Below are 25,942 nucleotides of genomic sequence, written 5' to 3'. Positions count from 1 at the left end.
CCGGTGGTCGCGGACGTCCGCGGTGTCGGCGCGGACGTCCGCGGTCTCGGCGAAGCGGGCCGGATCAGCCGTTGTATGGGGCGGCGACGTCGAGGACCCAGGTGACGCCGAACCGGTCGGTGAGCATCCCGTACAGCGGCGCCCACTGCGAGGGCTCCAGGGGGTGCACGAGGGTCGAGCCCTCGGCGAGCTTGGCCCACAGGGCGCTGATCTCCTCGGCGCTGTCACCGCGCACGGAGACGAAGAACGGGTTCTCCCCCCGGCTCAAGGGCAGTTGCGAGGGCACGTCGTAGGCCATGACGTGGAAGCCGTTGTCACCGACCACCTCGCCCCATGTGATCCAGTCCGCCTCGTTCTCGTCGCGCACGTTGCCGGCGTCCCTGTAGGTGATCGCGACGGTGCGCCCGCCGAAGACGGACTGGTAGAAGTCCAGCGCCGCACGCGCGGTGCCTCGGAAGTTCAGATGGGTGGTGGTCGTGACGGACATGACCTGGTCCTTGTCCTCGGGGATGACAGCGGGTCGCCGTCCGTTCCGGGGCGATGGCCCTTCCGGACGGCTCGCACGCCACGATGCCCCCGGGAGCGGACAGGATGTGTCCTGTACCGACGCTTCCTCCCGGACGGCCCGCCGCCCTCAGCCTTTCCGCTGGCCCAGGACGCAGAACTCGTTGCCCTCCGGGTCGAGGAGGGTCACCCACCGCTGCCCGTCCCGCACGGTGTCGGCGCGCCGGGCGCCGAGCGAGAGCAGCCGGGCGACCTCGGCCTCCTGGTCGTCGGGGCGGAAGTCGGGGTGGAGCCGGTTCTTCGACGTCTTGCCCTCGGGGACGGGCACGAAGAGCAGACCGGGCATCCGGTCCGGTTCAGGCCGGATCTCGATGATCTCCTCGGTCTCGTCGACCACCACCCAGCCGAGGGCCTCGGCCCACCAGCGCCCGAGAGCGACGGGGTCGGCGGAGTCGACGATGATCTGTTCCCATTCCAGTGCCATGGGGCCTGATCATAGGCAGGACCTGCGGTCCCGTCGCCGCGGAGTGCAACGGGCCCGCCTTCCGCACCTTCCGCACCGGCGGACGCACGCCGCCGCTCGGGGCGGGGCGGGCGGCCCGGCGGGCCTCGGCCCGTGATCGGGCGAACTCCGGCTCCCTCAGAGCTTGCCCGCCATGAGGACCGTGCGATGCCCCCCGAGCGCGCGTGAGAGACCTTCGAGGAAGCCGGGGCTGAAGTCGGGCCAGTCCCAGAACGTGAAACCGAGATACCCGAAGGCGAAGTAGCCGTCCGACCAGGTCCACGCGGTCAGGTCACCGGGACGCCGACAGCGGGGGCAGACGACTGCCGCGCTGCCCGTGTCGCTCCAGTCGCTGATGGCCTCGCCGAAGGGCTCCCACGCGCCCTCGATCTCCTCCAGCCGGTCGGTGCAGAAATCCGCCCGCCCCGCACAGTGGGGGCACACCGCGAACCGGGGGTCGCCCTGGCCGCAGTGGAAGACGGTGCGGCCGGTCTCGACGCCGAGTCCGTCGCTGGGCTCCCAGTCCTCCTGAACGACCGCCTTGGCCCAGGAGGGGCCGGGCGGATGCCCCGACGGCGCCCCGAGAACGCAGTCGGTGAGCTCGGCCCGGACTATCCCCTCGCCGACCAGCCAGTCGAGCCCGCTGTCCGCCAGGGCCCGGGCGTCCGTCTGCGTGGCGTCGAGATCGACGACGGTCTGGAAGTAGTTCCCCATGAGGCGACAGTAGAAGCAGCCACTGACAGCCCGGCACCCACGACCTCGACACCCGACGGACCTTCGGCGCCCCGCGTGCCCGGACGGGTCCGGACGGGTCCGAAGGGCCACCTGCGGACAGCCGGTCGACCGCCTGATACGGGAGGAACGTTTCCGTTGGCCACGCGGTTGCTCACCCGGAGCCTCCAAGAGGCCCCGGCAGCAGAGAACCCACAGGTCAGCCCTGGGAAGATGTGGTGTCCGAGGGGGGACTTGAACCCCCACGCCCTTAAACGGGCACTAGCACCTCAAGCTAGCGCGTCTGCCATTCCGCCACCCGGACAACAGGTGCGCGCGGCGCTCCGGCCGCTGCGGTGTGTCCACCATACCAAGCTTCCCGGGGTGGTGTTTCCGCATATCGGAGCCGCCCGGACGGGCCGGGGCTCGCGGCTGGGGCGTGCCGCGCGGCCTAGTTGGCGCGGGAGGTGACCGCGCCTGAGGTGGAGCCGAGGGCCTTCAACCAGGAGGGGCCGCTCAGCAGTTCGAGGAGTAACAGCAGTCGGCTCAGCGGCTCCCACTGCGGTGTCGTGGACGTCTCGTCGACCGGCTCCTCCGCCGCCAGCAGTGCCCACACGGCCTTGCCGTGCCGGTCGGGCGTCGTCCAGCCCCAGTTCCTCGCGAGGCCCTCCAGCACGTGCAGGCCGCGTCCCGACTCCTGGCAGGGGCTGGGGCTGCGCACCAGCGGCACGTCCTGACCGGGGTCGAAGACGGCGCAGAGCACCGAGCGTTCGCAGTGCACCAGGCTGAGCAGCAGGGGCTGCTCCTCGCTGGCCGGCGGCAGCGGGCTCGGGCGGGTGCCGGCCGGCAGGCCGTAGCGGAGGGCGTTGGTCACCAGCTCGGAGACGACCACCGTCGTGTCGCCGACCAGCTCGCCCAGTCCCCAGTCGGTCAGCGTCGCGCGGGTCAGCGCGCGCGCCGATCTGGGTGCGCCCGGCTCGCCCGCCAGGGGGAACGTCGCGAAGCCCGCCACGTCCGCGGATGTGGCCCGCCGCCCGGCAGCGGCGAGGGGCGCCATCGAGGCGTAGGGGAGAGCTGACATGAACCGACCTCCGCGGGTGTTCAAGATGACCCTGGCGGTGACTCCGCAGAGTCTATCCTGGGGTACTCAGAGTATCCCTGCAAGTACATCTGAAAGAACGAACGCAAGAACAGATGCAAGAACGTATGCAAGAACGGATGCAAGAACACTAGGAGTTGGGGCACTATCGGGGAAGGCCGCCCCGAGGAACGACGGTGGGCGGTGAAGGCACCCCACAAGCCGAGGAGTTCGGATGCCTGAGTTCGTGAACGGTGTGTCGGCCACTCAGATCCCCGGTGTGAGCTGGCGGAAGAGCGCGCGGAGCAACCCGAACGGCAACTGCGTCGAGGTGGCGGGGCTGCCCGACGGAGGTGTCGCGGTGCGGAACTCGCGGGATCCGAAGGGTCCGGCGCTGATCTACACGAAGGCCGAGATGACCGCGTTCGTGCGGGGCGCCAGGGACGGCGACTTCGACGACCTCGTGGACTGAACGAGGTTGCCCCCGGGGGCGGACCGTTCGGACAACGGTTGACGTGACGGGGCCGGCCGGTGCCGGTCCCGTCCCCCGAGCGAGCGCTTCGCCCGTGGTGAGGGCCCCATGTGTCACCGTGGGTGTGGTCGGGGCGACTGTACGCCCCGTCCGAACAGTGCAACACTTGAGCGCTAATTCAACAGCTCAGGGGAACCCACATGACGTCAGCTCACCAGGGACCGGCCCATTCGGTGAGGGACCTGCTCACTCATCCGAGGGGTGGGCCCACGGTTCTGCGGATCGTGCTCGGCACTCATCTGCGTCGACTCCGGGAGGGCTGTGGAATCACGCGGGAGGCGGCGGGAGACGCCATCCGTGGTTCGCACGCCAAGATAAGTTGTCTGGAGCTGGGGCGTGTCGCCGCCAAGGAGCGGGACATCGCCGACCTGCTGACGCTCTACGGAGTGCGGGACGAGGAGCAGCGCGGGCAGTTCCTCGCCCTGGCCAAGCAGGCCAGTTCGCCGGGGTGGTGGCAGAAGTACGGCGACGTGCTGCCCAGTTGGTTCGAGACGATGATCGGCCTTGAGGAGGCCGCCTCGCTGATCAGGACCTACGAGGTCCAGTTCGTGCCCGGTCTGCTCCAGACCGCCGACTACGCGAGGGCCTGCATCCGGCTCGGCAACCCGCGCGCGACGGACCGTCAGGTCGACCGACGCGTCGAACTCCGTCTGGAGCGACAGAAGCTGCTGCTGCGGGACGGCGCGCCGCGGCTGTGGGCCGTGGTCGACGAGGCGGCGCTGACCCGCCCGATGGGCGGCGTCGAGGCGATGCGAGCACAGATCCGGCATCTGCGGGAGATGGCCGAACGGCCCAACATCACGCTCCAGATAGCGCCGTTCAGGATCGGCGGGCTGGCCGCGGCCGGCGGACCGGTCACCATTCTGCGTTTCCTGGAGCCGGACCTGCCCGACATCGTCTATCTGGAGCAGCTCAACAGCGCGCTCTACCTGGACAAGCGGGAGGACGTCGAGGACTACCTGGCCGTGATGGACAGCCTGTGCGCGACGGCCGAGCCGCACGGCAGGACGCCGCAGACCCTGGAGCGGGTGCTGACCGGGCTCGACGGGAACGGCGGGCCGTCCTGAGGCGGGCCCCGGCGCGAGGCCGGACGCCCTCGCGCGCGAGGCGCGGGCACGAACGGAACGCGGGCACGGGCAACGGGCCGGGGAGCACCTCCCCGGCCCGCGGTCATGCTCGGCGCCGGCCGCGCCCGGCGCCTGAGGCGGCGTTCAGCGCTTGCGGCCGACTCCGCCGTACTCGATCCACTCCTCGGTCTGCTGCTTGGGCCCGAGGTCGCTGTCCGGGCGCCAGGTGCTGATCTCGCACAGCCCCGGTTCGAGGAGCTCAAGTCCCTCGAAGTAGCGGCGCACGTCGGCCTGTTCGCGGACACGTCCCCAGTTCCCCTGGGTGGCCGCGTTCATGAACGCGGTGGCCTCGTCCCGCAACACCGGGTCGTCGCTGACCAGTTGGTTCATCACCAGGAAGCTCCCCGGCGCCAGCCGGTCGGCGACCCTGTGGACCAGTGCCGTCGGGTCGTCCTCGTCGGGGATGCAGTGCAGCACCGAGACGAAGAGCGCCGCGACGGGCTCGTCCGGGTCGATCAGCCGCACCAGGTCCGGGTGGCCGAAGATCCCGTCCGTGTCGCGGAAGTCCGCCTGGATGACGGCGGTGTTGGCGTTCTCCTCCAGCAGCGCCCGGCCGTGCGCGAGCACGATCGGGTCGTTGTCGATGTAGACCACCTTGGCGTCGGGGTCGCTGCGCTGGGCGATCTGGTGGACGTTGTCCTGGGTCGGCAGGCCGGAGCCGTGGTCGATGAACTGCCGGATGCCGTAGTCCTCGGAGAGGATCCGCACGGCCCGCTGGAGGAAGCGGCGGTTGTTGACCGCCAGGGGGCGGGTGCTGGGCGCGGTCTTCTCCAGCTGGTCGAACGCCTCGCGGTCGACCGCGTAGTTGTCCTTCCCTCCCAGGGCGTAGTCGTATATGCGTGCGACGCTGGGCACGTTGACGTCCACCTCACGGGTGGTGACGTCCTCGGCTCCGGCCATGCGAACCTCTCTTCTTCCTCGTACCTGTACAACAGGGCCGCATCCTCGCACGCCGTACGGTAGTTGACGGTTCATCAAGCCGTCCGCGCACACAACTGTCCGAATGTCGACGCCCGCTCCCGCCACGCGCCGGCTCAGCGGTGGTCGTCGAGCCAGGTCAGCAGGTCGGCCTGGACCTCGTCCCGGTTGGTCTCGTTGAGGATCTCGTGCCGGGCCTCCGGGTAGGCGCGCCAGGTCAGCTCCCGGGTGCCGTGGTAACGGAAGTCCTCCAGCAGCTCGTAGACCAGGCTCATCCCGCTGTGGCAGGGGTCCTGCTCGCCGACCGCCACATGGACCGGCAGGTCCCTCGGCACGCGCGCCTGCTGCTCGGGATCGTTGATCTTGCGCACGCCCAGCACCCAGTCCAGCGAGAGCCCGGCGCCGAAGGCGAAGCCGCAGCGCCGGTCCGCCACGTAGGCGTCCACCTCGGCCGGGTCGCGGCTGAGCCACTCGAAACCGGTGCGGTGGGGGTAGGGGTCGTTGAAGGCGGCGAAGAGGTCGGGGACGAAGGTCGAGGGGGCGTCCCGGCCGCCGTGCTCGATCTCCTCCTGGAGCGCGGCGATCGCCCCGGTCGGCTCGCACCCCGGCAGCGAACGGAAGGTGCCGCTGAGCACCAGCCCGCGCAGCGTCTCGCCGTGCTCCTGGGCGAAGTCCCGCGCCAGCTGGGAGCCCATGCTGTGACCCAGCATCACCAGCGGCACGCCCGGGTGGGCCTCGCGCACCCGGTCGCCCACCGCGCGCAGGTCCTCCACGGTCGAGCGCCAGCCGGAGGCGCCCACCGCGCCCAGCCCGCCGGTGTGCGCGGCCGTCGCGCCGTGGCCCCGGTTGTCGGAGGACACCACGGCGTAGCCGTGCGCGGCCAGCTCGCGGGCGAACCGGTCGTAGCGCAGGGCGTGTTCGGCGGCGCCGTGCACGATCTGGACCACCGCGTGCGGTCGTCCGCCGTGGTCGGGCGCCCAGTGGTAGGTGGCGATCGGCACCCCGTCCCTGGCGGTGTGGAAGTCGGCGCGTGGGGGCGTGGTCGGCGTTCCTTGTTCCACGTCTGCTCCTTTGTGCGAGTGCGTGCCTGCGTTCCGCGCGCCTTGCCGCGCGGCGCGTTCTCCCGGCGCCCGTGCGCGTACGCGGACGCCCGGGGCGCTCTGCGAACGCTTCCCGGCCGGAGGGCAGGTCAAGAGTCCGCGCGGCCACGGATGGGCGAGGGAACGCGCGACGACCTCGATGCTCACGCCGGGGCCCGGCGGACGGCGAGGGGACACACCGGGCCCCGGCGGCGAGCCCTCGGGGCGGTCGGGTCGGGAGGTGAGGCGACGTCACCCGGACGACGCACCGGCGGAGTTGATGGCGGGTGAGTCGACGCGCGTCATTGACATGGCCATGGCTCGGGATGAGGGTAGGTTCCGCCGCGCGTCCGCACCCACGAGGGCGCCGGCATCCGCGACCGCGAACGGAGAAGCGTGTTTCGACGATCTGCCCCCCACAGACACGGCACCCTGGCGTTGGCGGGCGTGACCCTCGCCGGCCTGCTCACGGCGGCGACCCCGGCGCTCGCCGCCCAGGACCGGGCGTCCGACCCGGTCAACGCCGCCTTCGCCGAGGCCGCCGACGCCTACCAGGTCCCCCGCGACCTGCTCGTCGCCGTCGGCTACGGAGAGACCAGGCTGAACGACCACGACGGCGCCCCCAGCCACGCCCGCGGCTACGGCGTCATGCACCTGGTCGACAACCCCGGCCACCGCACCCTGGACGCCGCCGCCGAGGCCACCGGCCTCGACGCGGCCGAGCTGCGGACCGACACGGCGGCCAACATCGAGGGCGGCGCGGCCGTTCTACGCGCGTACGCCGATGCGCTCGGCCTCACCGCCCCGGACCGCGCCGACCTCGACGCCTGGTACCCCGTCGTCGCCCGCTACGGCGGCGCCGAGCAGGACGCCACCGCCAGGCTCTACGCCGACACGGTCTACGAACTGCTCGCCGACGGGCTCAGTGCGGTCGTCGGAGGCGAGGAAACGGTCACCGTCGACCCCACCACGGTCGCTCCCGAACGCGGGGAGTACGCCGGGGCCGACATCGGCGCCCTCAGCGAGGACTACCCGCCGGCGCTGTGGGCCCCCGCCCACTCGGCCAACTTCGCCACCGGACGCACCGAGGCCATCGACACCGTGGTCATCCATGTGACCCAGGGCTCCTACGCCGGCTCGATCGCCTGGTTCCAGAACCCGGACGCGCAGGTCAGCGCCCACTACACCATCCGTTCCTCGGACGGCGAGGTCACCCAGTCCGTCCGCGACCGGGACACCGCCTGGCACGCCAGGTCGGGCAACCCGTACAGCATCGGCATCGAACACGAGGGCTGGGTGGACGAGCCCTCCTGGTTCACCGACGCCATGTACCGCTCCTCGGCCGCGCTGACCCGCCACCTCGCCGACAAGCACGGCATCCCGCTGGACCGGCAGCACATCGTCGGCCATGTCGAGGTGCCGGGCAACGACCACACCGACCCCGGCCCCCACTGGGACTGGGACTACTACATGGAACTGGTCGGCGGCGACCCCGGCGACCCCGGCGAGCCCGGTCCTCCGGCGCTGGACTTCCCCGCCTACGACACCCTCAGGGACGGCTCCACCGGCGCCCAGGTGACCGCGCTCCAGTACCTGCTCAACCAGAACGGGCAGAACGCGGGCACCGTCGACGGGCAGTTCGGCCCCAGCACCGCGGCGGCCGTGCGCGGCTTCCAGACCGCCAAGGGCCTCGACGCCGACGGCGTCGTCGGCCCGCGCACCTGGACCGCGCTGCTGTCCGCCGGCGCCACCACCACGGTGCGCGAGGGCAGTTCTGGCGAGGCGGTCTCCCGCCTCCAGCGTGCCCTGACCGCCGCCCTCGGCCGCACCGTGGACGTGGACGGCCAGTTCGGCCCGAACACGGGCGCCGCCGTCAAGGAGTACCAGGCCGACCGCGGCCTGGACGCGGACGGCGTCGTCGGCCCCGCGACCTGGGGGGCGCTCCAGTCCGGCCGGTGACCCGCGCCCGGAGACGACGGGGGCCGTCGGGGAACGCGCACGCCGCGTGCGCCCCGACGGCCCCCGTGCGCACGGCGGGTGACGGACCGTCAGTCGTGGTGCATCGCGTCGAAGTAGTGCAGCGCCGCCTGGGCGTAGGCCAGCCGGCGGTCCAACTGCCGTGGATCGTGGTGGTAGTCGGTCCGCAGATGACCGAAGGTCAGCGCCCGCGACCCCGGGGGCGCGCCCCGCCGCCGCCAGATCACGCTGCGCGGATAGCCCCAGACCACCATCTCCGAGACCTGACCGAACGTCACCAGCGAGAGCAGCAGGCAGCCGAGGAAGATCACCAGCCAGAGCGGGAACGCCAGCGCGAAGACCAGCCAGCCGCCCACCGAACCCCGCCGCCCCACATAGGGATCGCCGCCGTCGGCCGGCTCGATCCGCCACTCGCAGCGGCGGCCGAACCGCGCCGGCGCGTGACGGATCTCCGCGAGCGGCCGGTCCTCGGCGTCCCTCACCCGGAACCGCCGTGGCCAGGGCACCCGTTCCTCCGGCAGCACGGTCGCCAGCGCCGTCCCGTCCTGGTCCGTCAGCGCCAGCACCGGGTGCGGCAGACCGCCGCCGCGCAGCCGCAGCCGTTCCTCGACCTCCGCGACCGTCACCGGGCGCGCCGCCAGGGACGCCGCCAACTCCGCCGTGGTCTCCTGCCCTTCGGGCGCCAGCAGCCGCACGCGGGCCGCCGGCTCGGCGTCCTCGCCGCGCCCGTTCCGGCGGATCAGGAACTCCTCGCCGACGGTCCACTCGGCGGTGCGCATCCCGTCCGCGCTGGCTATGTCCACGGTGAACCCCGTCGCCACGCCACTCCCTCGCTAGGGCCGGCGGCCCGGCCCCCACCGGCCGCGCCCTCACGCCACTGCGCGTCACCGTACCCGGGGGCGCGGCGCCCACGCCGCGACATCCCCCACACGCGCGACGGGTTGACGCGCCGGGCCGTCGGTCCCCGCGCCAGGTCAGCCACTTGCCCGGCCCGGCGTCCGCCGCGCAGGATGGGCCGATGCCGCGCCCGAGGGTCGGGCCGGCCGGAGGGAGCGTGCACGTGACGGCTCGGGTCGCCGTGGTCGGCGAGGCCCTGGTGGATCTTCTGTGGCGGACCGGTTCCCGGGAGGCGCGCGCCGTTCCCGGCGGCAGCCCGGCGAACGTCGCCGTCGGCCTGCACCGCCTGGAACGCCCCGTCACCCTCCTCACCAGCTGGGGCGACGACCCGCCCGGCGCCCTGGTCGCCGAGCATCTCGCCGGCACCGGCGTCGACGTGGTGCGGCTGCCCACCGGCGGGCCGGCGAGGACCACCGTGGCGCTGGCCTACCTCGCGCGGGACGGCTCCGCCCACTACGACTTCCTCACCTCCTGGGCGCCGTCCGCGCTCGACCTGCCCGAGGACACCGCCGTGGTGCACACCGGCTCGCTCGCCGTCGCCGTCGAGCCCGGCGCCTCCCGCGTCCTCCAACTGGCCGCCGCCCAGCGTGCGTCGGGCCGCCTTGTCGTCGCCGACCTCAACGTGCGGCCCGCCGTGCTCCCCGACCGCACCGCCTACCGGGCGCTCGCCGAACGGCTGGCCGGCGAGGTCCGCGTCCTGAAGGCCAGCGACGAGGACCTGGCCTGGCTCTACCCCGACCTGGCGGTCGGCGAGGCCGCCGAGACGCTGCGCGCGCTCGGTCCCGAGCTGGTCGTGGTGACCCGGGGAGCGGAGGGCGCGTTCGGGCTCACCGCCGCGGACCGTGTCGACGTGCCCGCGCCCGCGGTGGCGGTGGTCGACACGGTCGGCGCCGGCGACGCCTTCCAGTCCGCGCTGCTGGACGACCTCGCCGCCCGCGGCGCGGTCCCCACCGACCCCGCCGTCCTCGCCGGCGTCCTCGCCCGCTGCGCCCGGTGCGCCGCGCTCACCTGCGCCCGGGAGGGCGCCGACCCGCCCACCCGCGCCCTGCTCGACGGGGACGGGACGGACACGGCCGCCCCGGACGGAACGCGCGGGACGGAGACGGCCGACCGGGGCTGAACGCGCGCCCGCCGCGCGGGCGCGGACCGCGGCCGTTCAGGAGCCCGGGTCCTCCAGCCGGAAGCCGACCTTCAGCCCCACCTGGAAGTGCGCCGGCCGCCCGTCCTCGATGTGCCCGCGCACCTGCGTCACCTCGAACCACTCCAACTGCCGCAGGGTGCGCGAGGCGCGTTCGATCGCGTTGCGGATCGCCGCGTCCACGCCCTCGGGCGAGGAACCGACGATCTCGGTCACCCGGTAGATGTGGTCGGACACACTGACCTCCCGTGGCTGTGCCGCTGACCTCCCACGGTGCCCCAGCCGGCCGCCCTCCGCACCCGGGGGAGCGGCCCGGGGCGGCCCTCGGCGGTGTCGGTCCGCGATGCTACGCTCCCGGTGGGTCGTGACTGGCGCGTACGAGATGGGCCCAACCATCGGGAAGCGACCCCAGCGATGCGATGTGGAGCCGTGCGCCTGGGCCGTCGCGACGTCTGCCTAGGAGGCCATGAGTGACCACGGAGAACATGTCCGCCACCCCCGAGTCCACCGCCTTCCGCACGGCGCTCGACGTGGTGCGCGGCGTCGAGCCCCGGATCGCCGACGCGATCGGCGCCGAGATCGAGGACCAGCGGGCCTCGCTCAAGCTGATCGCCAGCGAGAACTACGCCTCGCCCGCCGTGCTGCTCGCCATGGGGAACTGGTTCAGCGACAAGTACGCCGAGGGCACCATCGGCCGCCGCTTCTACGCCGGCTGCCGCAACGTCGACACCGTCGAGGCCATCGCCGCCGAGCACGCCCGTGAGCTCTTCGGCGCCCAGCACGCCTACGTCCAGCCGCACTCCGGCATCGACGCCAACCTCGTCGCCTTCTGGGCGGTGCTCGCCCAGCGCGTCGAGCTGCCCGCGCTGGAGCAGGCCGGGGTGCGCCAGGTCAACGACCTCGGCGAGGAGGACTGGGAGCGGCTGCGCAAGGCGCTGGGCGACCAGCGGATGCTCGGCATGTCGCTGGACGCCGGCGGCCACCTCACCCACGGCTTCCGGCCCAACATCTCCGGCAAGATGTTCCACCAGCGCTCCTACGGCACCGACCCGGAGACCGGGCTGCTGGACTACGACGCGGTGCGCGCCGCCGCCCGCGAGTTCCGCCCGCTGATCCTGATCGCCGGCTACTCCGCCTACCCGCGCCGGGTCAACTTCCGGATCATGCGCGAGATCGCCGACGAGGTCGGCGCCACGCTGATGGTCGACATGGCGCACTTCGCCGGGCTGGTCGCCGGCAAGGTCCTCACCGGCGACTTCGACCCGGTGCCGCACGCCCAGATCGTCACCACCACCACCCACAAGTCCCTGCGCGGCCCGCGCGGCGGCATGGTGCTGTGCGACGACTCCCTCGCCGACCAGGTCGACCGCGGCTGCCCGATGGTGCTCGGCGGCCCGCTGCCGCACGTGATGGCCGCCAAGGCCGTCGCCCTCGCCGAGGCCAGGCAGCCCGCCTTCCAGGACTACGCCCAGCGCGTGGTGGACAACGCCCGCGCCCTCGCCGACGGCCTGACGCGGCGCGGCGCCCGGCTGGTCACCGGCGGCACGGACAACCACCTGGCGCTGCTCGACGTCTCCGGCTACGGCCTCACCGGCCGCCAGGCCGAGGGCGCGCTGCTGGACGCCGGCATCGTCACCAACCGGAACGCGATCCCGCGCGACCCCAACGGCGCCTGGTACACCTCCGGCATCCGGCTGGGCACCCCGGCGCTGACCACCCGGGGCCTGACCGCCGACGGCTTCGACGAGGTAGCCGAGCTGATCGACAGCGTGCTGCGCCGCACCACCCCCGGCACCGCCAAGAGCGGCAAGCCCTCCAAGGCCACCTACGTCCTCGGCGAGGGCGTCGCCAAGGAGGTCGCCGGCCGCGCCGCCGACCTGCTGGACAAGCACCCGCTCTACCCCCGGGTCGACCTCGGCTGAGCGGTCCGCGCCCCCTATCCCGATGACGTTCCCCCTCACCCGTCCGCACACCACGCCGGCCACCGAGGCCGAGGCCGTCGCCTGCCAGCTGCGGCTGCGCGCCCACACCGTGCTGGACTCCTCGGGCCCCGTGCCCGGGGCGTCCGGCACGGTGGTGGCCGGCGTCGACGTGGCCTACGACGACGCCCGCGACCTGGTGGCCGCCGCGGCGGTGGCGCTGGACGCCGCCTCCCTGGAGGTCGTCGCGCGCGCCACCGCCGTGGGCCGCGTCGACTTCCCCTATGTGCCCGGGCTGCTGGCGTTCCGCGAACTGCCCACCGTGCTGGCCGCGTTGGAACGGCTGGCCGTCGCGCCCGACCTGGTGGTCTGCGACGGGCACGGACTCGCCCACCCGCGCCGGTTCGGGCTGGCCAGCCATCTGGGGGTCCTCGCCGACCTGCCGACCATCGGGGTCGCCAAGAACGCGCCGCCGCCCCCGGTGCGCGAGGCGTCCCCGGGGCCGGCGCCGGAACGCGGCTCCACCGCCTCGCTGCTGGACCCGGCGACGGGCGAGGAGGTCGGCCGGGTGCTGCGCACCAGGGACGGCGTCAGGCCCCTGTATGTCTCGCCCGGCCACCGCACCACCGTGGACGACGCCTGCGCCCACACCCTCCGACTGGCCAGGGAGGTGCGGCTGCCCCAGACCACCCGGCTCGCCGACCGACTCTGTCGCGAGGCGCTGGCCGCCGCCTGAGCCTCCGCCCCACCACCGCTTTCCGTCTCAGCCGGCCGCCGCGAGGGCAGCCAGGGCGGTGTCCACGTCCTCCTCCCCGCTGTAGAGGTGGAACGAGAACCTCAGCCGGCCGGCCCGGCGCGACATCCGCACCCCCGCCGCCTCCAGCGCCTCCGCCGCCCCCGGGCTCTCCGGCACCGAGACGATGGGCGAGCCGCCGGGCCCCGTCGGCAGCCCGAGCCGCGCGAGTCCCGCGCGGAACCGGTCGGCCAGCCGCAGGTCGTGCGCGCCGATCGCCTCCTGTCCCCACTCCCGCACCAGGGCGAGCGCGGGTGCGGCGGCCGCGTAGGTGTAGAACGCGGGCCCGGTGTCGAACCGCCGCGCGTCGTCGGCCAGCGCGGTGACCGGGCCGTAGAGGCTGGCCGACGGATCGGCCGCCGCCATCCAGCCGGCGCCCAGCGGACGGAGCCCACCGCCGTCGGCCGGAACGGTGAGGAAGGAGGTGCCGCGCGGGCAGAGCAGCCACTTGAACGCGCCGCACACCGTGAAGTCGAAGGCGTCGGCGGACAGCGGCAGCCAGCCGGTGGACTGCGTGGTGTCCACCAGGGTCCGCGCGCCGTGCGCCCTGGCGGCCCGGGTCACGGCGGCGAGGTCGGCGCGCGCGCCGTCGGCCGACTGCACCGAGGAGACGGCGACCAGCGCGGTCTCGGGGCCGATCGCCTCCGCCAGCGCGGCCAGCGGCACCTGCCGGGGCCGCAGCCCCACGCGCAGCGCGAACGGTGTCACCAGCGAGCTGAAGTCCCCGTGGGCGCACAGTACTTCGCTCCCCTCGGGCAGGGCGGCCGCGATCAGCCCCACGTGGGCGGCGACGGAGCCGCCGACCGCGACCCGTTCCGGACCGAGCCCGACCAGCGCGGCGAACGCGGCCCGGCTCTCCTCCGTCGCGCGGAAGTACGCCGCCTGGTCGGGCCGTCCGGCCGCCGTCTCGCGCACCGCCGCCTCCAGCGCGGCGACGGAACGGGCCGGCGGCCGGCCGAGGGAGGCGGTGTCCAGATAGCCGGAAGCCGGAGGGAAGGCATCGCTCGCTTCTCTCAACATGTCGACAAGCCTTCCCAGCCTTGTGCGCCGGTGCACACCGGCGCACGCAGGGGGCGCGCGCAAGTCTCCGCAATTCCCCCTTACGCCACGATGCCTCCCAAGCGGCCCGAACACTGCCGGTGCCCGCCGGAGCACGCTAAGGTGCTGAAAGAGGGAGAACTGGGGGCAGCGGAAGGCGCGGTGCGTCGGAGAAGCGTGGGGAGGGACGGGTGCCTCGACCGAGCAGGGGACCGTGTCGTCGCCAGCCGACCCACCCGCACCGCGACGGGCAACGGCCGGACGTCTCACGGGGGTTGACGCGATGCGAGAGCTGACGCCGACCGATCCGCGCCGCGTCGGCGGCTATCTGCTGCTCCGCCGGCTGGGGGAGGGGCGCAGCGGCGTGGTCTACCTCGCCTGCTCGCTGCGTGGCGAGCCCGTCGCGCTCAAGCTGATCCGCCCCGCCTACGCCTTCGACCCCGCCTTCCGCGCCCGTTTCGAGGCCGACGTCGCCGCCGCCCGGCATGTCGGTGCCCGCCGCCTGGTCACCGTCGCCGCGGCGGACACCGCCGGAGGCACCGTCTGGGCCGCCTACCCCTACGTCGCCGGGCCCACCCTCGACGAGACCCTCGCCGCCCACGGGCCGCTGCCGCCGCGCACCGTCAGCGCCCTCGGCGCCCTGCTGGCCGAGGCGCTGACCGCCGTGCACGCCGCCGGCCTCTGCCATCGCGACATCCGGCCCGGTCATGTGCAACTCACCCTGGACGGGCCCAGGTTGACCGGCTTCGGCGGATCGGGCACCCGCATCGGGCCGCCCGGCTTCCTCTCGCCCGAGCAGGCCGTGGGCGGCGCCATCCCCGTCGGCCCGCCCAGCGACCTCTTCGCCCTCGGCTGCCTGCTCACCTACGCCGCCACCGGCCGGGGGCCGTTCGGCGAGGGGAGTCCGCGCGAGCTGTTACGCCGCGCCGCCTTCGACCCGCCCGAGCTCGCCGACGTGCCACGCGGGCTGCTGGAGGTGGTCCGCGCCTGCCTGCACCGTGACCCGCTGCTGCGCCCCTCCGCGCTGGACCTGGCCCGGGAGATGGCGCCGCCGGTGGGCGCCGGCTGGCTGCCAGGCCCCCTGGCGCGCGAGGTCGCCGCCCGCTACGCGGCGCCGCTGCCCAGGCCCGCCTCCCACGAACCCGCGGACCAGGGGCTTCCCCTCGTTCCCGGCCGATCCGCCCCCGACACACCGGCGTTGACCCGGGGCGCGGAGGAGTTACCCGAGGCGGAGCCCCCCGAGCCCGGCGCGCCGGAGGCCCCCTCCGACGCCGCCCAGCCCGAACGACCGCGCCCCACCGGGAGGCGTCGCGCGCTCCGACTGCTCGGCGGCGCGGGCGCGTTGGCCGTCGCCGGCGTCGGTGCCGGGCTGCTGCTGCGCACCGAGCCGCGTGGCGAGGGGCCGGTCGGCGCCGGCCGCCGCGCCTACGCCATCGGCCTCCAGGCCAACCTCAGCGGCACGGGCGCCGCCGCCGGCAGCGGACAGCAGCGCGGCCTGAACATGGCGGTCGACGAGCTGAACCGCCTCGGCAACCTCCCCTTCGACCTCGATGTCCGTCCCCTCGACGACGCGGGCGACCCGGAGCTGGCCCGCGAGGCGGCGCGCGCCCTGGTCGCCGACGAGGAGGTGATGGCCGTCATCGGCCCCACCGAGAACGCGGTGCTCCCCGCCGTCGGCGACACCTACGCCACCGCCGAACTCCCGCTCCTCGCACTGTCGTTGACCGGCCCCAACGACCACGAGCGATACGGCTCGCTGCTCGTGGCCCGCCCGCCGGCCGCGCTCGCCGGGCTCGCCGCGGGCGAGGTGCTGGCCGAGCGCGGCGCCCGCCGGGTCGTCGTCCTCGACGACCGCGCCGCCGGCGAGGAGAGCGGCCGGGTGGCCCGCGCCCTCCACGGCTCCCTGGACCGCGAGCGGTTCACCCCGGTCGCCAGGGAACTCGACAGCACGGAGGCCGACCTGAACGCCCTCGCCGCCGAACTCACCGCCGACGGCACCGAGGCCGTGGTCTGGTGCGGCCGGGCCGACGGCGCCGGCCGGCTCTCCCGGGCGCTGCGCACCAACGGCTACCCGGGCGTGGGCCTGGCCACCGAACGGGCCATCGGCCCGGAGTACTTCCTGCACACCGGCCAGCAGCCCGACGACTGGTTCTTCCTCGCCCCCTACACCGACCCGCGCGCCGACCCCAGGGCCAGCGGCTTCGGCCGCGCCCACCGCGACCGCTTCGGCTGGGACGCCGAGCCCTACGCGGCCGAGGCGTACGACGCGGCCCAACTGCTCGTCCTCACCCTGCGGGAGACAGTCGAAAGCCGCGCCGGCGTCACCCGGGGCGTGCTGCTCGAACAGCTCCTCGCCGGACGCTACCGGGGCGTCGCCCGCGACCTCGCCTTTGACGCCGAGGGCGCCTACGCGGGGGAGGGGCCCGTCGCCTACCTCTACCGCGCCCACCACGGAGAGCTCCGCTTCCAGGGCCCGGTCTCGGGGTGAACGAGGCGCGCCCCGAAGGGCGGTGACGGTCCGGCCGGCCCGCTCGGGCCGGCCGGGACCGCCACCGGAGCTCAGCGCACCGCGGCCTCGATCAGGTCGGCCGCCCGCGCTGTGCCGCCCTCGGCGACCGCCTGCTTCCGCAGCTCCGCCGAACGCGCCGCGACCTCGGGGTCGTTGACCAGTTCGAGCAACGCGGCACGCAGCCGCTCCGCCGTCGCCTCCTCGGTGTCCAGGCGACGCGCCACGCCCAGACTGACCAGTTGGTCCGCATTGCCGAACTGGTCAACTGCCTGGGGCACCGCGATCATCGGCACCCCCGTGACCAGTCCCTCGGACGAGCCGCCCATCCCGGCGTGGGTGACAAAGGCGTCGGCCTGCTCCAGCACCGACAGCTGGGGAAGCCAGGAGTGGACCTCGACGTTGTCGGGTACCTCACCCAGCTCGGCCGGGTCCGTGTGGCGGCCGATGCCCAGGACCACGTGCCAGTCGGGCAGCCCGCCGAACGCCTCCAGGCAGCGCCGGTAGAACGCGACCTGCCGGGTGTAGGCCGAGCCAAGCGAGATCAGCAGCACCCGGCGCGCACCCGCCGGGCGCCGCCACTCGCCGCTGCCCAGCCGCCTGCCGAAGCACGGCCCCACGAAGGTCACCGTCGAGGTGTCCACGTCCTCGGCCCGGGGCTGCATCGCCCGGGGGATCAGCGCCAACGCCCGGTCCGGGCGGCCGGGAAAGCGGTCCATGTCCAGCGTGGTGGCCCCGCAGGAGGCCAGCCAGTCGGTGAAGCGCTCGCGGTAGGCGTCCGCTCCCGGCAGTCGCCACAGCTGGGCCGCGACCTCCTCCTCGTACCCCTCCCAGGCGACATAGGTGGGGGAGAGCTGGATCGGCGGACGGCCCTGCGCCTCGGCGAGGGCGCGTGCGGCGTAGGCGCCGATGTCGTAGAGATAGGCGTCGGCCGGGTCGGCGTCGTAGTGGGCGCGCAGTTGGGGGAGCGCCCGGATCGCGTCGTCGAGGAAGAGACGCATCGCGGCGATCGGGTCCGCGGGCCAGTCGTTGTCGGCGACCGGCAGCCCCGACTCCACGGGGACGAACTCGGCGCCGGTGGCCGTGATCCGCTCGGCCATCAGCGGGTCGTTGGCGTAGGTCACCCGGTGGCCCCGGGCCACCAGCTCGCGGATGATCTCCAGGCTGGGCAGCACATGGCTGATGGCGGGGATGCCGACCATCGCCAGATGGGCGGGGCGGTCGAGCGTGCGCGGGGAGAGCGGAGCGTGTGCGGTCGAGGACGCGCCCTGGCCCGATGGCGCGGAGGCAGGCAGGTGGAAGGAAGAAGACATGCGGGACAACTCATCTCAGATCTGGTGAACGGGGGTATCACGCGCCGGCGCGCCGCAGAACCGCCCTACTGCCGGGCGGGGGCGCGCTCAGAGGGCGCGGACGGAGTCGGGGGCCTGCCCCGGCCCGTTCAGCCGTAGATCTCAAGAAAATGCATACCGCCACCCTAGACGACTCCGCCCTCCTCCGTCACCCGAATGCCTCCGGGCGCCCGGGAGCGTGGGCCGGCGCTCGCGGGTTCCGGGAAAGTTCCGGTCCGGCGGGGCGGCTCGCCGGGCATTGACACGTTCTCGTCATCGCGGCAACACTGCCGGGCGGGAGAGCGCTCTCCGGCTCTCCCGCCACCGAGCGACCCGGAGGTCCGCATGAAACGTAAGAAGGCCCTGTTCTCCGGCACGTTAGCGGCTGCCGTGCTCTCGCTCGTCGCGGCCGGGCTGGGCACCGTGGGCGCGGTCGCCGCGCCGGGCGACGGGGCGACCGCGGCGAGCGAGGTCGACCACTCCGGCCACCGGACGGCGATGGACCCGCCGCCCGGCGAGTGGATCCCGGTCGACGAGCCGGTCGAGGGCATCCCGCCCAACCCGGACGCGCCGTTCGCCGAGCACCGCGAGTTCCAGGCCAACTGCTCGGTCAGCCACACCGGGGACGACGACCCGATCGTCTTCCCCGGCCTCCCGGGCGAGTCGCACAACCACACGTTCATGGGGAACACCACCACCGACGCGTTCAGCGACCTGGACTCGTTGGACCAGGGGGAGACCACCTGCGTCGTTCCGGCGGACCTGTCGGCGTACTGGATGCCGACCATGTACAACGGCGACGAGGAGGTCAGGCCGAGCGGGCCCCAGGTCATCTACTACAAGTCGGGCATCAGGGACCACGAGTCGGTGCGCCCCTTCCCGACCGGTCTGCGCTACGTGGTGGGCAGCCCGACGCAGTCCGCCGAGGACTTCATCAACGCCACCGAGAAGGGCTGGGAGTGCGGTGACGACTACGAGAACGACGACATCCCGGACTACTGCGCCCCCGGCAGCCAGCTGAACGTGCGCTACCAGGCCCCGAGTTGCTGGGACGGGCGGCACCTTGACTCGCCCAACCACCAGGACCACATGGCCTACCCGGTGGTCGAGGACAACCAGGACGTCTGCCCCTCCAGCCACCCGGTGGCGGTGCCGATGATCGAGTTCAAGATGGCGTTCCCGGTCAGCGGCGACACCTCGAACGTCCGGCTGGCCAGTGGTCAGGGATACAGCTTCCACTACGACTTCTTCAACAACTGGGACGAGCGGACGCTGGCCGCGATGGTGGAGCACTGCATCAACGGCGGCCTCCAGTGCGACACCCGTGGCTTTGACCAGTTCCACCCGGACGAGGGCGCCGTGCTCGACGAGAACCACGAACTGCCCTGACCCACCCGGCGGTCCGGTCCCCGGTGGGTGGCCGGTGCACTGGTTGTGACCAGTGAACGGTGGCCGGTCGCGCGTCGCGTCGACCGGCCACCGCGCCCCGCCGCGCCGTCACCGTCGCCTCCCACCGCGCCCCTCCACCGACCACCGCGCGGCCGTCCGGCGGGCCCGTGCGAGGGAGCGCTCTCCCACCCCCCTTCCCCCACGCTGATCGACCGAGGAGTCCCCGTGCCTTCCCTCCCGCCCCCGCAGCCTCCCGCACCCCGAGGTCCCCGCGGCGTGTCCCGCCGCGCCACGCTCGCCGGCCTGGCCGCCGCCGTGGTCGCCACCGCCGGCGCCTCCCACGCACCGGCCGGCGCCGTCCCCGCGCCGCAGGGCCCGCCCCGGCGCCCGGCGACCGCGCCCACCGGCACGCCGATCACCCGGACCGACCCCGTGCTCGGCCCCCACGTCACGGTCTTCGACCCCTCGATGCCCGTGGGCGACATCCAGGCCACCCTGGACGCGGCCTTCGCCCAGCAGGAGACCGCGCAGTTCGGCTCCGGGCGTTTCGCCTTCCTCTTCAAGCCCGGCCACTACCAGGACCTGGACGTCAACATCGGCTACTACACCCATGTCGCCGGGCTCGGCCGCTCGCCCGACGACGTCGACATCACCGGCTGGGTCCGCGTCGAGGCCGACTGGTTCGACGGCAACGCCACCCACAACTTCTGGCGCGCCACCGAGAACCTCTCCGTCACCCCCTGGGACGGCTACAACCGCTACGCGGTCTCCCAGGCGGCACCGATCCGCCGCGTCCACATCAGGGGCGAGATGCCGCTGTGGAACGGCTACGACGGCTGGGCCAGCGGCGGGTTCCTCGCGGACAGCAAGGTCGACCGGGTGGTCTCCGGCTCGCAGCAGCAGTGGCTGACCCGCAACAGCGAGCTGGGCGAGTGGGCCGGCTCGGTGTGGAACATGGTCTTCGTCGGCGTCGAGGGCGCCCCGCCGCACCACTTCCCGGACCCCTCGCACACGGTCGTGGAGACCACGCCGTGGGTCAGGGAGAAGCCCTACCTCTATCTCGACGGCGACGACTACGCCGTGTTCGTACCCGACGCGCGCCAGGACTCCCGGGGAACGACCTGGGCCGACGGGCCGACGCCCGGCACCTCGCTGCCGCTGAGCGCGTTCCACGTCGCGCACGAGGGCGACGACGCGGCCTCCATGAACGCCGCGCTCGCCGAGGGCAGGCACCTGATGATCACCCCCGGCGTCCACCGGATCGACCAGACCCTGGAGATCACCCACCCCGGGACCGTCGTGCTCGGCCTGGGCATGGCCACCCTGATCCCCGAGGGCGGGGTCGACGCGATCCATGTCGCCGACGTCGACGGTGTCCAACTGGCCGGCCTCCTGGTCGACGCGGGCGAGGGCGGCTCGCGGGTGCTGATCGAGGTCGGCGAGGAGGGCTCGACCGCCCGTCACCAGGAGAACCCGATCCATCTGCACGACGTCTTCTGCCGGATCGGCGGCGCGCACCCCGGATCCGCCGAGGTCAGCCTCCTGGTGCACGCCCACGACACGGTGATCGACCACGTCTGGCTCTGGCGCGGCGACCACGGCGAGGGCGTCGGCTGGGACGTCAACACGGCCCGCAACGGCCTGGTCGTCAACGGCGACCATGTCACCGGCTACGGCCTCTTCGTCGAGCACTACCAGGGCCACCAGGTCATCTGGAACGGCGACCACGGGCGCACCTACTTCTACCAGTGCGAACTGCCCTACGACCCGCCCGACCAGGCCGCCTGGATGAACGGCGACGAACAGGGCTGGACCGCCTACGTGGTCGCCGAGGGCACCACGGCCCACACCGCCTACGGCCTCGGCGTCTACAGCCTGATGCTGGAGGACGCGCACATCACCACGGAACGGGCCATCGCCACGCCGGCGGGGGACGGGTTCGACTTCACCAGCATGGTGATCGTCTCGCTGGGCCAGCTCGGCATCATCAACCACGTCATCAACGACCTCGGCGGCCCCGCGGGCCCCGGGCTCAACGACGGCATCTTCTACCTGGAGAGCAACTGACGGGGAGGGCGACGGACGGCCCGCCGGGGGGCGTTCGGCCGACCGCGCCCGCTCCGCCGCACGCTCTCCGGCGCGTCGCGCCGGCCCCGCTCCGTGCCGCGGCCCCGGGCGCGCCTCGGGTAGGGTGGTCGGCGACTTCACAGGCGGCGGGTGCGGAAGCACCCTGGGAGACGAGGGAGGTGAGCCCGATCACCGTTCGGTCGGCACGGGCACTCCCACCCCGGGGCGGGGCGGCTCCCACGCGGTGAGCGCCGCCGGGGGCCAGGGGGCGTCCGACGCGCTTGAGAGGCTCTGATGTCGGTTCCACCCCTTTCCCCCTCCTCCGCTTCTTCCCTGCCCTTCCTTCCCCCGCCCTCCGCCGTCGTGGCCCGGCTGCGGGCCGCCGGCTGCGTCTTCGCCGAGGACGAGGCCGCGCTGCTGCTGGCGGGCGCCGAAGGCGACGGCGAGGCGCTGGCCGCCTCCGTCGCCCGCAGGGCCGCCGGCGAACCGCTCGAACACGTCCTGGGCTGGGCCGAGTTCGCCGGTCACCGGGTCAAGGTCGGGCCCGGCGTGTTCGTGCCGAGGCGCCGCACCGAGTTCCTGGTGGAACGCGCGGTGCGGCTCGCCGCCGCACCCGCCGTCGCGGTCGACCTGTGCTGCGGCTCCGGCGCCGTGGGCGTCGCCCTGCTGGCCGCCTGGGAAGGCGTCGAACTGCACGCCGCCGACCTGGACCCGCGGGCGGTGGCCTGCGCCCGACTCAATCTGGGCCCGGCGGCCGCGGTGTACGAGGGCGACCTCTACGCGCCGCTGCCGGCGCGGCTGCGCGGCCGGGTGGAGGTACTGGTCGCCAACGCGCCCTACGTGCCCACCGACGCCGTGGCCCTGCTGCCCACCGAGGCCCGCGTGCACGAACCCGCGACCGCCCTGGACGGCGGCGCCGACGGGCTGACCGTGCTGCGCCGGGTGATCGCCGACGCGGCGCGTTGGCTGGCACCCGGCGGGAGCCTGCTCGTGGAGTCCGGCGAACGTCAACGACCCGCGCTGCTGGACGCGTTGCGCTCCGGCGGCCTGACGCCCCGCGTCGCGCACTGCGCGGAACGCGAGGCGACGGTGCTGATCGGTCGTCGGCCCGACGCGGACTAGGACCTCTCGTCGAGCACGGTGGGCCGCGCGGCGGCCCACCGCAGCGAGTGCCGGATGCCGTCGGTCAGCGGCAGCCGCGCCCGCCAGCCGAGCAGCCTCTCGGCCCGGTCGCCGCGGGTGCGGGCGCCGGCGGAGTCGCCCGGACGGCGCTCGGCCTCGACCGCCTCGATCGGACGGTCGCTCACCTCGTTATACGCCGCGAGCAGTTCGCGCACGGTGGTGCCCGTTCCGGTGCCGAGGTTGATCGCCGTGGACCGGGTGCCGTCGGTGAACAGCCCGTCGAAGGCGTCCAACGCGGCCAGGTGCGCGGCGGCCAGGTCCCAGACGTGGACGTAGTCCCGCAGCCCGGAGCCGTCCCTGGTCGGATAGTCGGTCCCGGTGATCCGGAACGGCCGCCCCTCCTCTCCCGCCAGGATCATCTGCCCCAACGCATGGCTGGGCCGGGGGAGTTGCAGTCCGGTGCGCAACTGGGGATCGGCGCCGACCGGGTTGAAGTAGCGCAGCGAGAGCACCCGCAGCGGGGTGCCCGCCGCGATGTCCGCGAACATTCCCTCGCAGACCGCCTTGGTCCGCGCGTACGGGCTCAGCGGCTCGATCGCCGACCCCTCGTCCACGGTCAGATCCTCGCCCGCCCGGTAGATCGAGGCCGAGGAGCTGAACACCAGCCGGTGGCAGCCGTTGCGCAGCAGATGCCCCGTGAACTCCAGGCTCTTGGCCACGTTGGCCCGGTAGTAGCCGATCGGGTCGGTCACCGAGTCGGGCACCACGATCAGCGCCGCGCAGTGGACCACCGCGCCGATCTCCGGATGCTCGGCGAAGATCCGGTCCACCAGAGGCCCGTCGGCGATGTCCCCCTCGTAGAACGCGCGCCCCTCGGCGAACTCCCGCCGCCCGGTGACCAGGCTGTCCAGCACCACCGGGGTGATCCCGCGGTCCAGACAGGCCGAGGCGACCGTGCTGCCGATGTACCCGGCACCTCCGGCGATCAGGACCTTCATCACGCATCCCTTCGTCGACGTCCGAAGCTCCCCAACCTACCCGCGGCCCCCGACCGGGAGCGCGCGGGCCGCGCGTGGCAGGATCGCCGACCGTGTCCGCCTCCTCCCGCGACCCGCGGTCCCCGCACCGGCTGTTGTGCCGCCTCGACGACGAGTTCCACGCCACCGCGGTGGCCTGCCCCGACGGTCTGGGCGTGGTGCTGGCCGCGGCCGGCGCGACCGGCAACAACGACCTCGGCGAGGTGCTGCTCCTGGCACCGGACCCGGACCCGGAGCCGGAGGAACCCACGCGGCTGGTCACGCTGACCGAGCAGTCGATGGCGGTGGACGCCGTCTTCAGCCCGGACGGCGCCCGGGTGACGGTCGGCTTCGCCGATCTCGGCGGTGGCGGCGACGGGCCGGTGACCTACGGACGCGACGGGGTGCGCCGAAGCGGGTTCGCGATCGACGGCGGCGACGCCGACGCCGAACCCCCCGACGCCGAGATCGACTTCGTCAGGCTCGGCCAGTCCGGCGACGGACGGCTGCTCGCCGGCGGCAGCCCGGTCGCCGGAACGGCGGTCGTCGCCGAGGCGGCGACCGGCCGCGTGCTGCTGACCATGGACGGGGTCAGCGGGCCGGTGGCGCTCGACCACACCGGCCGGCGACTGGCCCACGCCCGGCCGGACGGGGCGGTCTCGGTCCGCGAACTCGGCGGCGAGGCAGGGGCGGTGACCTGGGATACCGGCCTTTCGGCCGTGCACGCGCTGGCGTTCTCCCCGGACGGCACAGGGCTGCTCGCGGCCGGCGGTGACCGGCCCACGGCCTGCCTCTTCACGGCGGGAGGGGAACGCGCGACGGTCCAGGTCGCCGACCCCGCCTTCGGCGTCGACGCCTCGCTGCCCTGGGCGGCGCTGGCGTCGCGCGCCTGCTGGCCGCGGGCCGGCCGGGGCCGCCCGGTGGTGTTCCTCGCCGACGACGAGTCGGCCGTGCTCTTCGACGGCATGGACGGAACGATCCTGTGGACCGGGGCCGAGCAGACCGTCGCGTCGTTCACCCCGCGCGGCGGGACCTTCGTCGCCACGGGACCGGAGGGTGTCACCGCGTGGTCGCTCGAAGCGCTCGGCGGGCGTTGACCGTTCGTTGTGCGACCTGTTCGCCGCGAAAACCGCTCGTCGCGGGCGTGGGGCGGGTGGCAGCGTCCGGGCCATGGCACCGCAGTATCAGATCCGCGCCGACTACGACCGCGAGACGATCGTGGTCTATCAGGCCTACGCACCGGCGATCGCCGAACCGGCGCTGCGCGCCGGGCACTTCGTCGCGCCGTTCTCCTTCCACCGGATGACCTGGATCAAGCCCTCGCTCACGTGGCTGGCGCACCGCAGCAACTGGGCCACCAAACCAGGTCAGGAACGCGTCCTCGCGGTCCGCGTCACCCGAAGCGGCTGGGAGGAGGCCCTGTCCCGCGCGGTGCTGACCACCACCCGGGATCGCGCGGCCCTCGACCGTGCCGCCGTCCACGTCCAGTGGGACCCGGAACGCACGCTGCGCGGCGCGGCGGAGAACCGCTACAGCATCCAGGTCGGCATCGGGCGCACTCTGATCCGTACCTTCGACGAGAAGTGGCTGGTCGGGCTGACGGATCTCACCCCCCGCGTCCGCAGGGCCGCCGCCCTGGTCCGCGACGGCCAACCGGCCAGGGCCCGGCGCCTGCTCCCGCCCGAACGGGTCTATCCGCTGCCCCGGGAGCTGGAGTCCCGGCTGTGCCGGGGGAGTTGACCGGCCGCGGGGAACGGGAGGCGGGCGCGGAAGGCGCCGCCCTCGGCACGGCGGTCCGGGACCGGGCCCGGCCTCGACGCGGCCGAGTTCCGGAGGCGGCGGCGGGCGGTGGAACGGCCCCGGCGCCCGAGAGGGGCGGCCGGGGCCGTCGCGGGGGAGGAACGGCGGGTCGCGTCAGGACGCGTAGACGCCGAACTCGTAGAGCGAGTAACCCCATCCGGTGCCGCGTTCCGTGCCCAGCACCCGGACGTAGCGGCCGGTGGCGTCGACCTCCGCGGTCTCCACGCCGCCGGCGCCGTCGGTCACGGTGTGGACCGGCGTCCAGTCCTGGGCGTTCTCCGAGACCTGGACCTCGTAGGCGCGGGCGTGGGAGGTCTCCCAGTAGGGCTTTGGAGGAGATACGCGCGGTAGCGCCCGAGGCATGCCTCGGGCGCTACCGCGCGTATCTCCTCCAAAGCCCTACTGGGGGTGTTGTTGGGTAGGTCCCCTCCGCTTGCGGATACACAGAGTGACGGCATTGAGGGAGGCTATGTAGGGTGAACTCGGTCTCGCAGTTTC

The 25,942-nt window shown here is 73.7% G+C and carries 23 protein-coding genes, 1 tRNA gene, 1 pseudogene and 1 riboswitch; of the genes and pseudogenes, 12 read left to right on the top strand and 13 right to left on the bottom strand.

From position 1 onward, the window contains the following. Nucleotides 1–64: 64 nt before the first annotated feature. The 5 genes from CRP51_RS27005 to CRP51_RS26985 form a co-directional block, all read right to left on the bottom strand. Nucleotides 65–487 carry a VOC family protein gene (locus CRP51_RS27005; RefSeq protein WP_097233986.1) on the bottom strand — a complete coding sequence of 141 codons (423 nt, stop codon included), beginning with the start codon at nucleotides 485–487 and terminating at the stop codon, nucleotides 65–67. Nucleotides 488–634: 147 nt separating this feature from the next. Then, nucleotides 635–988, bottom strand: coding sequence for a VOC family protein (locus CRP51_RS27000; protein WP_097233985.1), 354 nt, complete (start codon nucleotides 986–988; stop codon nucleotides 635–637). Nucleotides 989–1,144: 156 nt separating this feature from the next. Continuing rightward, nucleotides 1,145–1,720, bottom strand: coding sequence for a hypothetical protein (locus tag CRP51_RS26995; RefSeq protein ID WP_097233984.1), 576 nt, complete (start codon nucleotides 1,718–1,720; stop codon nucleotides 1,145–1,147). Nucleotides 1,721–1,954: 234 nt separating this feature from the next. Beyond that, nucleotides 1,955–2,042: transfer RNA gene (locus tag CRP51_RS26990), tRNA-Leu, on the bottom strand. A 126-nt stretch (nucleotides 2,043–2,168) separates the two neighbouring features. Beyond that, complete coding sequence (locus CRP51_RS26985) at nucleotides 2,169–2,798, bottom strand: ATP-binding protein (protein WP_141514679.1); 630 nt, start codon at nucleotides 2,796–2,798, stop codon at nucleotides 2,169–2,171. Between the two features lie 232 nt (nucleotides 2,799–3,030). On the opposite strand from CRP51_RS26985, the gene CRP51_RS26980 reads away from it, so the two are divergent. Further along, nucleotides 3,031–3,267: a DUF397 domain-containing protein gene (locus CRP51_RS26980; protein WP_097233982.1), complete on the top strand. Its 237-nt coding sequence runs from the start codon at nucleotides 3,031–3,033 to the stop codon at nucleotides 3,265–3,267. Nucleotides 3,268–3,467: 200 nt separating this feature from the next. Next, nucleotides 3,468–4,394, top strand: a complete 927-nt coding sequence (locus CRP51_RS26975; protein WP_097233981.1) for a Sco1979 family transcriptional regulator — start codon at nucleotides 3,468–3,470, stop codon at nucleotides 4,392–4,394. 144 nt (nucleotides 4,395–4,538) lie between these two features. Here CRP51_RS26975 and CRP51_RS26970 read toward each other — a convergent pair whose 3' ends face one another. Beyond that, the gene (locus CRP51_RS26970) at nucleotides 4,539–5,354 is read right to left on the bottom strand and encodes an SAM-dependent methyltransferase (RefSeq protein ID WP_097233980.1); all 816 of its coding nucleotides are present in this window, start codon (nucleotides 5,352–5,354) and stop codon (nucleotides 4,539–4,541) included. Between the two features lie 134 nt (nucleotides 5,355–5,488). After that, entirely contained in the window at nucleotides 5,489–6,433 is a 945-nt protein-coding gene (locus CRP51_RS26965; protein WP_097233979.1) for an alpha/beta fold hydrolase, read from the bottom strand. A gap of 414 nt (nucleotides 6,434–6,847) precedes the next feature. Between CRP51_RS26965 and CRP51_RS26960 the strand changes: the two genes are divergently transcribed. Next, nucleotides 6,848–8,410 (top strand): peptidoglycan recognition protein family protein, encoded by a 1,563-nt coding sequence (locus CRP51_RS26960; protein WP_097233978.1) that lies wholly within the window; start codon nucleotides 6,848–6,850, stop codon nucleotides 8,408–8,410. 89 nt (nucleotides 8,411–8,499) lie between these two features. Here CRP51_RS26960 and CRP51_RS26955 read toward each other — a convergent pair whose 3' ends face one another. Further along, nucleotides 8,500–9,249: a hypothetical protein gene (locus CRP51_RS26955; RefSeq protein ID WP_097233977.1), complete on the bottom strand. Its 750-nt coding sequence runs from the start codon at nucleotides 9,247–9,249 to the stop codon at nucleotides 8,500–8,502. Nucleotides 9,250–9,488: 239 nt separating this feature from the next. On the opposite strand from CRP51_RS26955, the gene CRP51_RS26950 reads away from it, so the two are divergent. After that, nucleotides 9,489–10,445, top strand: a complete 957-nt coding sequence (locus CRP51_RS26950) for a carbohydrate kinase family protein (protein ID WP_245880832.1) — start codon at nucleotides 9,489–9,491, stop codon at nucleotides 10,443–10,445. A gap of 36 nt (nucleotides 10,446–10,481) precedes the next feature. Here CRP51_RS26950 and CRP51_RS26945 read toward each other — a convergent pair whose 3' ends face one another. Next, nucleotides 10,482–10,700 (bottom strand): dodecin, encoded by a 219-nt coding sequence (locus CRP51_RS26945; protein WP_097233975.1) that lies wholly within the window; start codon nucleotides 10,698–10,700, stop codon nucleotides 10,482–10,484. Between the two features lie 117 nt (nucleotides 10,701–10,817). Beyond that, a riboswitch (ZMP/ZTP riboswitch) is annotated at nucleotides 10,818–10,911 on the top strand. A gap of 37 nt (nucleotides 10,912–10,948) precedes the next feature. On the opposite strand from CRP51_RS26945, the gene CRP51_RS26940 reads away from it, so the two are divergent. Together CRP51_RS26940 and CRP51_RS26935 are read left to right on the top strand one after the other, a co-directional pair. Beyond that, on the top strand, nucleotides 10,949–12,385 hold the full coding sequence (locus tag CRP51_RS26940; RefSeq protein WP_097233995.1) for a glycine hydroxymethyltransferase: 1,437 nt from the start codon (nucleotides 10,949–10,951) through the stop codon (nucleotides 12,383–12,385). A 22-nt stretch (nucleotides 12,386–12,407) separates the two neighbouring features. Next, the gene (locus CRP51_RS26935; protein WP_097233974.1) at nucleotides 12,408–13,118 is read left to right on the top strand and encodes an endonuclease V; all 711 of its coding nucleotides are present in this window, start codon (nucleotides 12,408–12,410) and stop codon (nucleotides 13,116–13,118) included. Between the two features lie 27 nt (nucleotides 13,119–13,145). Here CRP51_RS26935 and CRP51_RS26930 read toward each other — a convergent pair whose 3' ends face one another. After that, the gene (locus CRP51_RS26930; protein ID WP_097233973.1) at nucleotides 13,146–14,195 is read right to left on the bottom strand and encodes an aminotransferase class V-fold PLP-dependent enzyme; all 1,050 of its coding nucleotides are present in this window, start codon (nucleotides 14,193–14,195) and stop codon (nucleotides 13,146–13,148) included. Nucleotides 14,196–14,496: 301 nt separating this feature from the next. Here CRP51_RS26930 and CRP51_RS26925 point away from each other — a divergent pair, with 301 nt between their 5' ends. Beyond that, nucleotides 14,497–16,701 carry a bifunctional serine/threonine-protein kinase/ABC transporter substrate-binding protein gene (locus CRP51_RS26925; protein WP_097233972.1) on the top strand — a complete coding sequence of 735 codons (2,205 nt, stop codon included), beginning with the start codon at nucleotides 14,497–14,499 and terminating at the stop codon, nucleotides 16,699–16,701. A gap of 71 nt (nucleotides 16,702–16,772) precedes the next feature. Here the strand turns inward: CRP51_RS26925 and CRP51_RS26920 are convergent, their stop codons facing one another. Further along, nucleotides 16,773–18,032: a macrolide family glycosyltransferase gene (locus CRP51_RS26920; RefSeq protein ID WP_439333219.1), complete on the bottom strand. Its 1,260-nt coding sequence runs from the start codon at nucleotides 18,030–18,032 to the stop codon at nucleotides 16,773–16,775. Nucleotides 18,033–18,395: 363 nt separating this feature from the next. On the opposite strand from CRP51_RS26920, the gene CRP51_RS26915 reads away from it, so the two are divergent. The 3 genes from CRP51_RS26915 to CRP51_RS26905 all read left to right on the top strand — a co-directional run bounded on the left by CRP51_RS26915 (nucleotide 18,396) and on the right by CRP51_RS26905 (nucleotide 22,628). After that, on the top strand, nucleotides 18,396–19,439 hold the full coding sequence (locus CRP51_RS26915; RefSeq protein WP_097233970.1) for a DUF1996 domain-containing protein: 1,044 nt from the start codon (nucleotides 18,396–18,398) through the stop codon (nucleotides 19,437–19,439). A 276-nt stretch (nucleotides 19,440–19,715) separates the two neighbouring features. Beyond that, on the top strand, nucleotides 19,716–21,506 hold the full coding sequence (locus CRP51_RS26910; protein ID WP_170970699.1) for a pectate lyase-like domain-containing protein: 1,791 nt from the start codon (nucleotides 19,716–19,718) through the stop codon (nucleotides 21,504–21,506). A 294-nt stretch (nucleotides 21,507–21,800) separates the two neighbouring features. After that, the gene (locus tag CRP51_RS26905) at nucleotides 21,801–22,628 is read left to right on the top strand and encodes a putative protein N(5)-glutamine methyltransferase (protein WP_097233968.1); all 828 of its coding nucleotides are present in this window, start codon (nucleotides 21,801–21,803) and stop codon (nucleotides 22,626–22,628) included. On the opposite strand, the gene galE is transcribed toward CRP51_RS26905, so the two are convergent. Continuing rightward, nucleotides 22,625–23,626 (bottom strand): UDP-glucose 4-epimerase GalE, encoded by a 1,002-nt coding sequence (gene galE / locus CRP51_RS26900; protein ID WP_097233967.1) that lies wholly within the window; start codon nucleotides 23,624–23,626, stop codon nucleotides 22,625–22,627. The genes CRP51_RS26905 and galE overlap by 4 nt on opposite strands. Before the next feature lie 92 nt (nucleotides 23,627–23,718). On the opposite strand from galE, the gene CRP51_RS26895 reads away from it, so the two are divergent. Then, on the top strand, nucleotides 23,719–24,741 hold the full coding sequence (locus CRP51_RS26895) for a WD40 repeat domain-containing protein (protein WP_097233966.1): 1,023 nt from the start codon (nucleotides 23,719–23,721) through the stop codon (nucleotides 24,739–24,741). A 73-nt stretch (nucleotides 24,742–24,814) separates the two neighbouring features. Beyond that, nucleotides 24,815–25,384: a DUF4291 domain-containing protein gene (locus CRP51_RS26890; protein ID WP_097233965.1), complete on the top strand. Its 570-nt coding sequence runs from the start codon at nucleotides 24,815–24,817 to the stop codon at nucleotides 25,382–25,384. 174 nt (nucleotides 25,385–25,558) lie between these two features. Here the strand turns inward: CRP51_RS26890 and CRP51_RS26885 are convergent. Beyond that, nucleotides 25,559–25,765: pseudogene (locus tag CRP51_RS26885) on the bottom strand (discoidin domain-containing protein); the annotation flags it as partial. Nucleotides 25,766–25,942: the final 177 nt, after the last annotated feature.

The organism is Streptomyces zhaozhouensis, assembly GCF_900230195.1.
GTDB classification, from domain to species: Bacteria; Actinomycetota; Actinomycetes; order Streptomycetales; family Streptomycetaceae; genus Streptomyces; species Streptomyces zhaozhouensis.
The sequence above is the reverse complement of the archived record's forward strand: the minus strand, read 5'-3'. Positions and strand labels throughout refer to the sequence as shown.

Excerpts from the sequence above, each read along its gene's own strand:
- CRP51_RS27005 (WP_097233986.1), bottom strand. The coding sequence starts at position 487 with ATGTCCGTCACGACCACCACCCATCTGAACTTCCGAGGCACCGCGCGT.
- CRP51_RS27000 (WP_097233985.1), bottom strand. The coding sequence starts at position 988 with ATGGCACTGGAATGGGAACAGATCATCGTCGACTCCGCCGACCCCGTC.
- CRP51_RS26995 (WP_097233984.1), bottom strand. The coding sequence starts at position 1,720 with ATGGGGAACTACTTCCAGACCGTCGTCGATCTCGACGCCACGCAGACG.
- CRP51_RS26985 (WP_141514679.1), bottom strand. The coding sequence starts at position 2,798 with ATGTCAGCTCTCCCCTACGCCTCGATGGCGCCCCTCGCCGCTGCCGGG.
- CRP51_RS26980 (WP_097233982.1), top strand. The coding sequence starts at position 3,031 with ATGCCTGAGTTCGTGAACGGTGTGTCGGCCACTCAGATCCCCGGTGTG.
- CRP51_RS26975 (WP_097233981.1), top strand. The coding sequence starts at position 3,468 with ATGACGTCAGCTCACCAGGGACCGGCCCATTCGGTGAGGGACCTGCTC.
- CRP51_RS26970 (WP_097233980.1), bottom strand. The coding sequence starts at position 5,354 with ATGGCCGGAGCCGAGGACGTCACCACCCGTGAGGTGGACGTCAACGTG.
- CRP51_RS26940 (WP_097233995.1), top strand. The coding sequence starts at position 10,949 with ATGTCCGCCACCCCCGAGTCCACCGCCTTCCGCACGGCGCTCGACGTG.
- CRP51_RS26935 (WP_097233974.1), top strand. The coding sequence starts at position 12,408 with ATGACGTTCCCCCTCACCCGTCCGCACACCACGCCGGCCACCGAGGCC.
- CRP51_RS26930 (WP_097233973.1), bottom strand. The coding sequence starts at position 14,195 with ATGTTGAGAGAAGCGAGCGATGCCTTCCCTCCGGCTTCCGGCTATCTG.
- CRP51_RS26925 (WP_097233972.1), top strand. The coding sequence starts at position 14,497 with ATGCGAGAGCTGACGCCGACCGATCCGCGCCGCGTCGGCGGCTATCTG.
- CRP51_RS26920 (WP_439333219.1), bottom strand. The coding sequence starts at position 18,032 with ATGTCTTCTTCCTTCCACCTGCCTGCCTCCGCGCCATCGGGCCAGGGC.
- CRP51_RS26915 (WP_097233970.1), top strand. The coding sequence starts at position 18,396 with ATGAAACGTAAGAAGGCCCTGTTCTCCGGCACGTTAGCGGCTGCCGTG.
- CRP51_RS26905 (WP_097233968.1), top strand. The coding sequence starts at position 21,801 with ATGTCGGTTCCACCCCTTTCCCCCTCCTCCGCTTCTTCCCTGCCCTTC.
- galE (WP_097233967.1), bottom strand. The coding sequence starts at position 23,626 with ATGAAGGTCCTGATCGCCGGAGGTGCCGGGTACATCGGCAGCACGGTC.
- CRP51_RS26890 (WP_097233965.1), top strand. The coding sequence starts at position 24,815 with ATGGCACCGCAGTATCAGATCCGCGCCGACTACGACCGCGAGACGATC.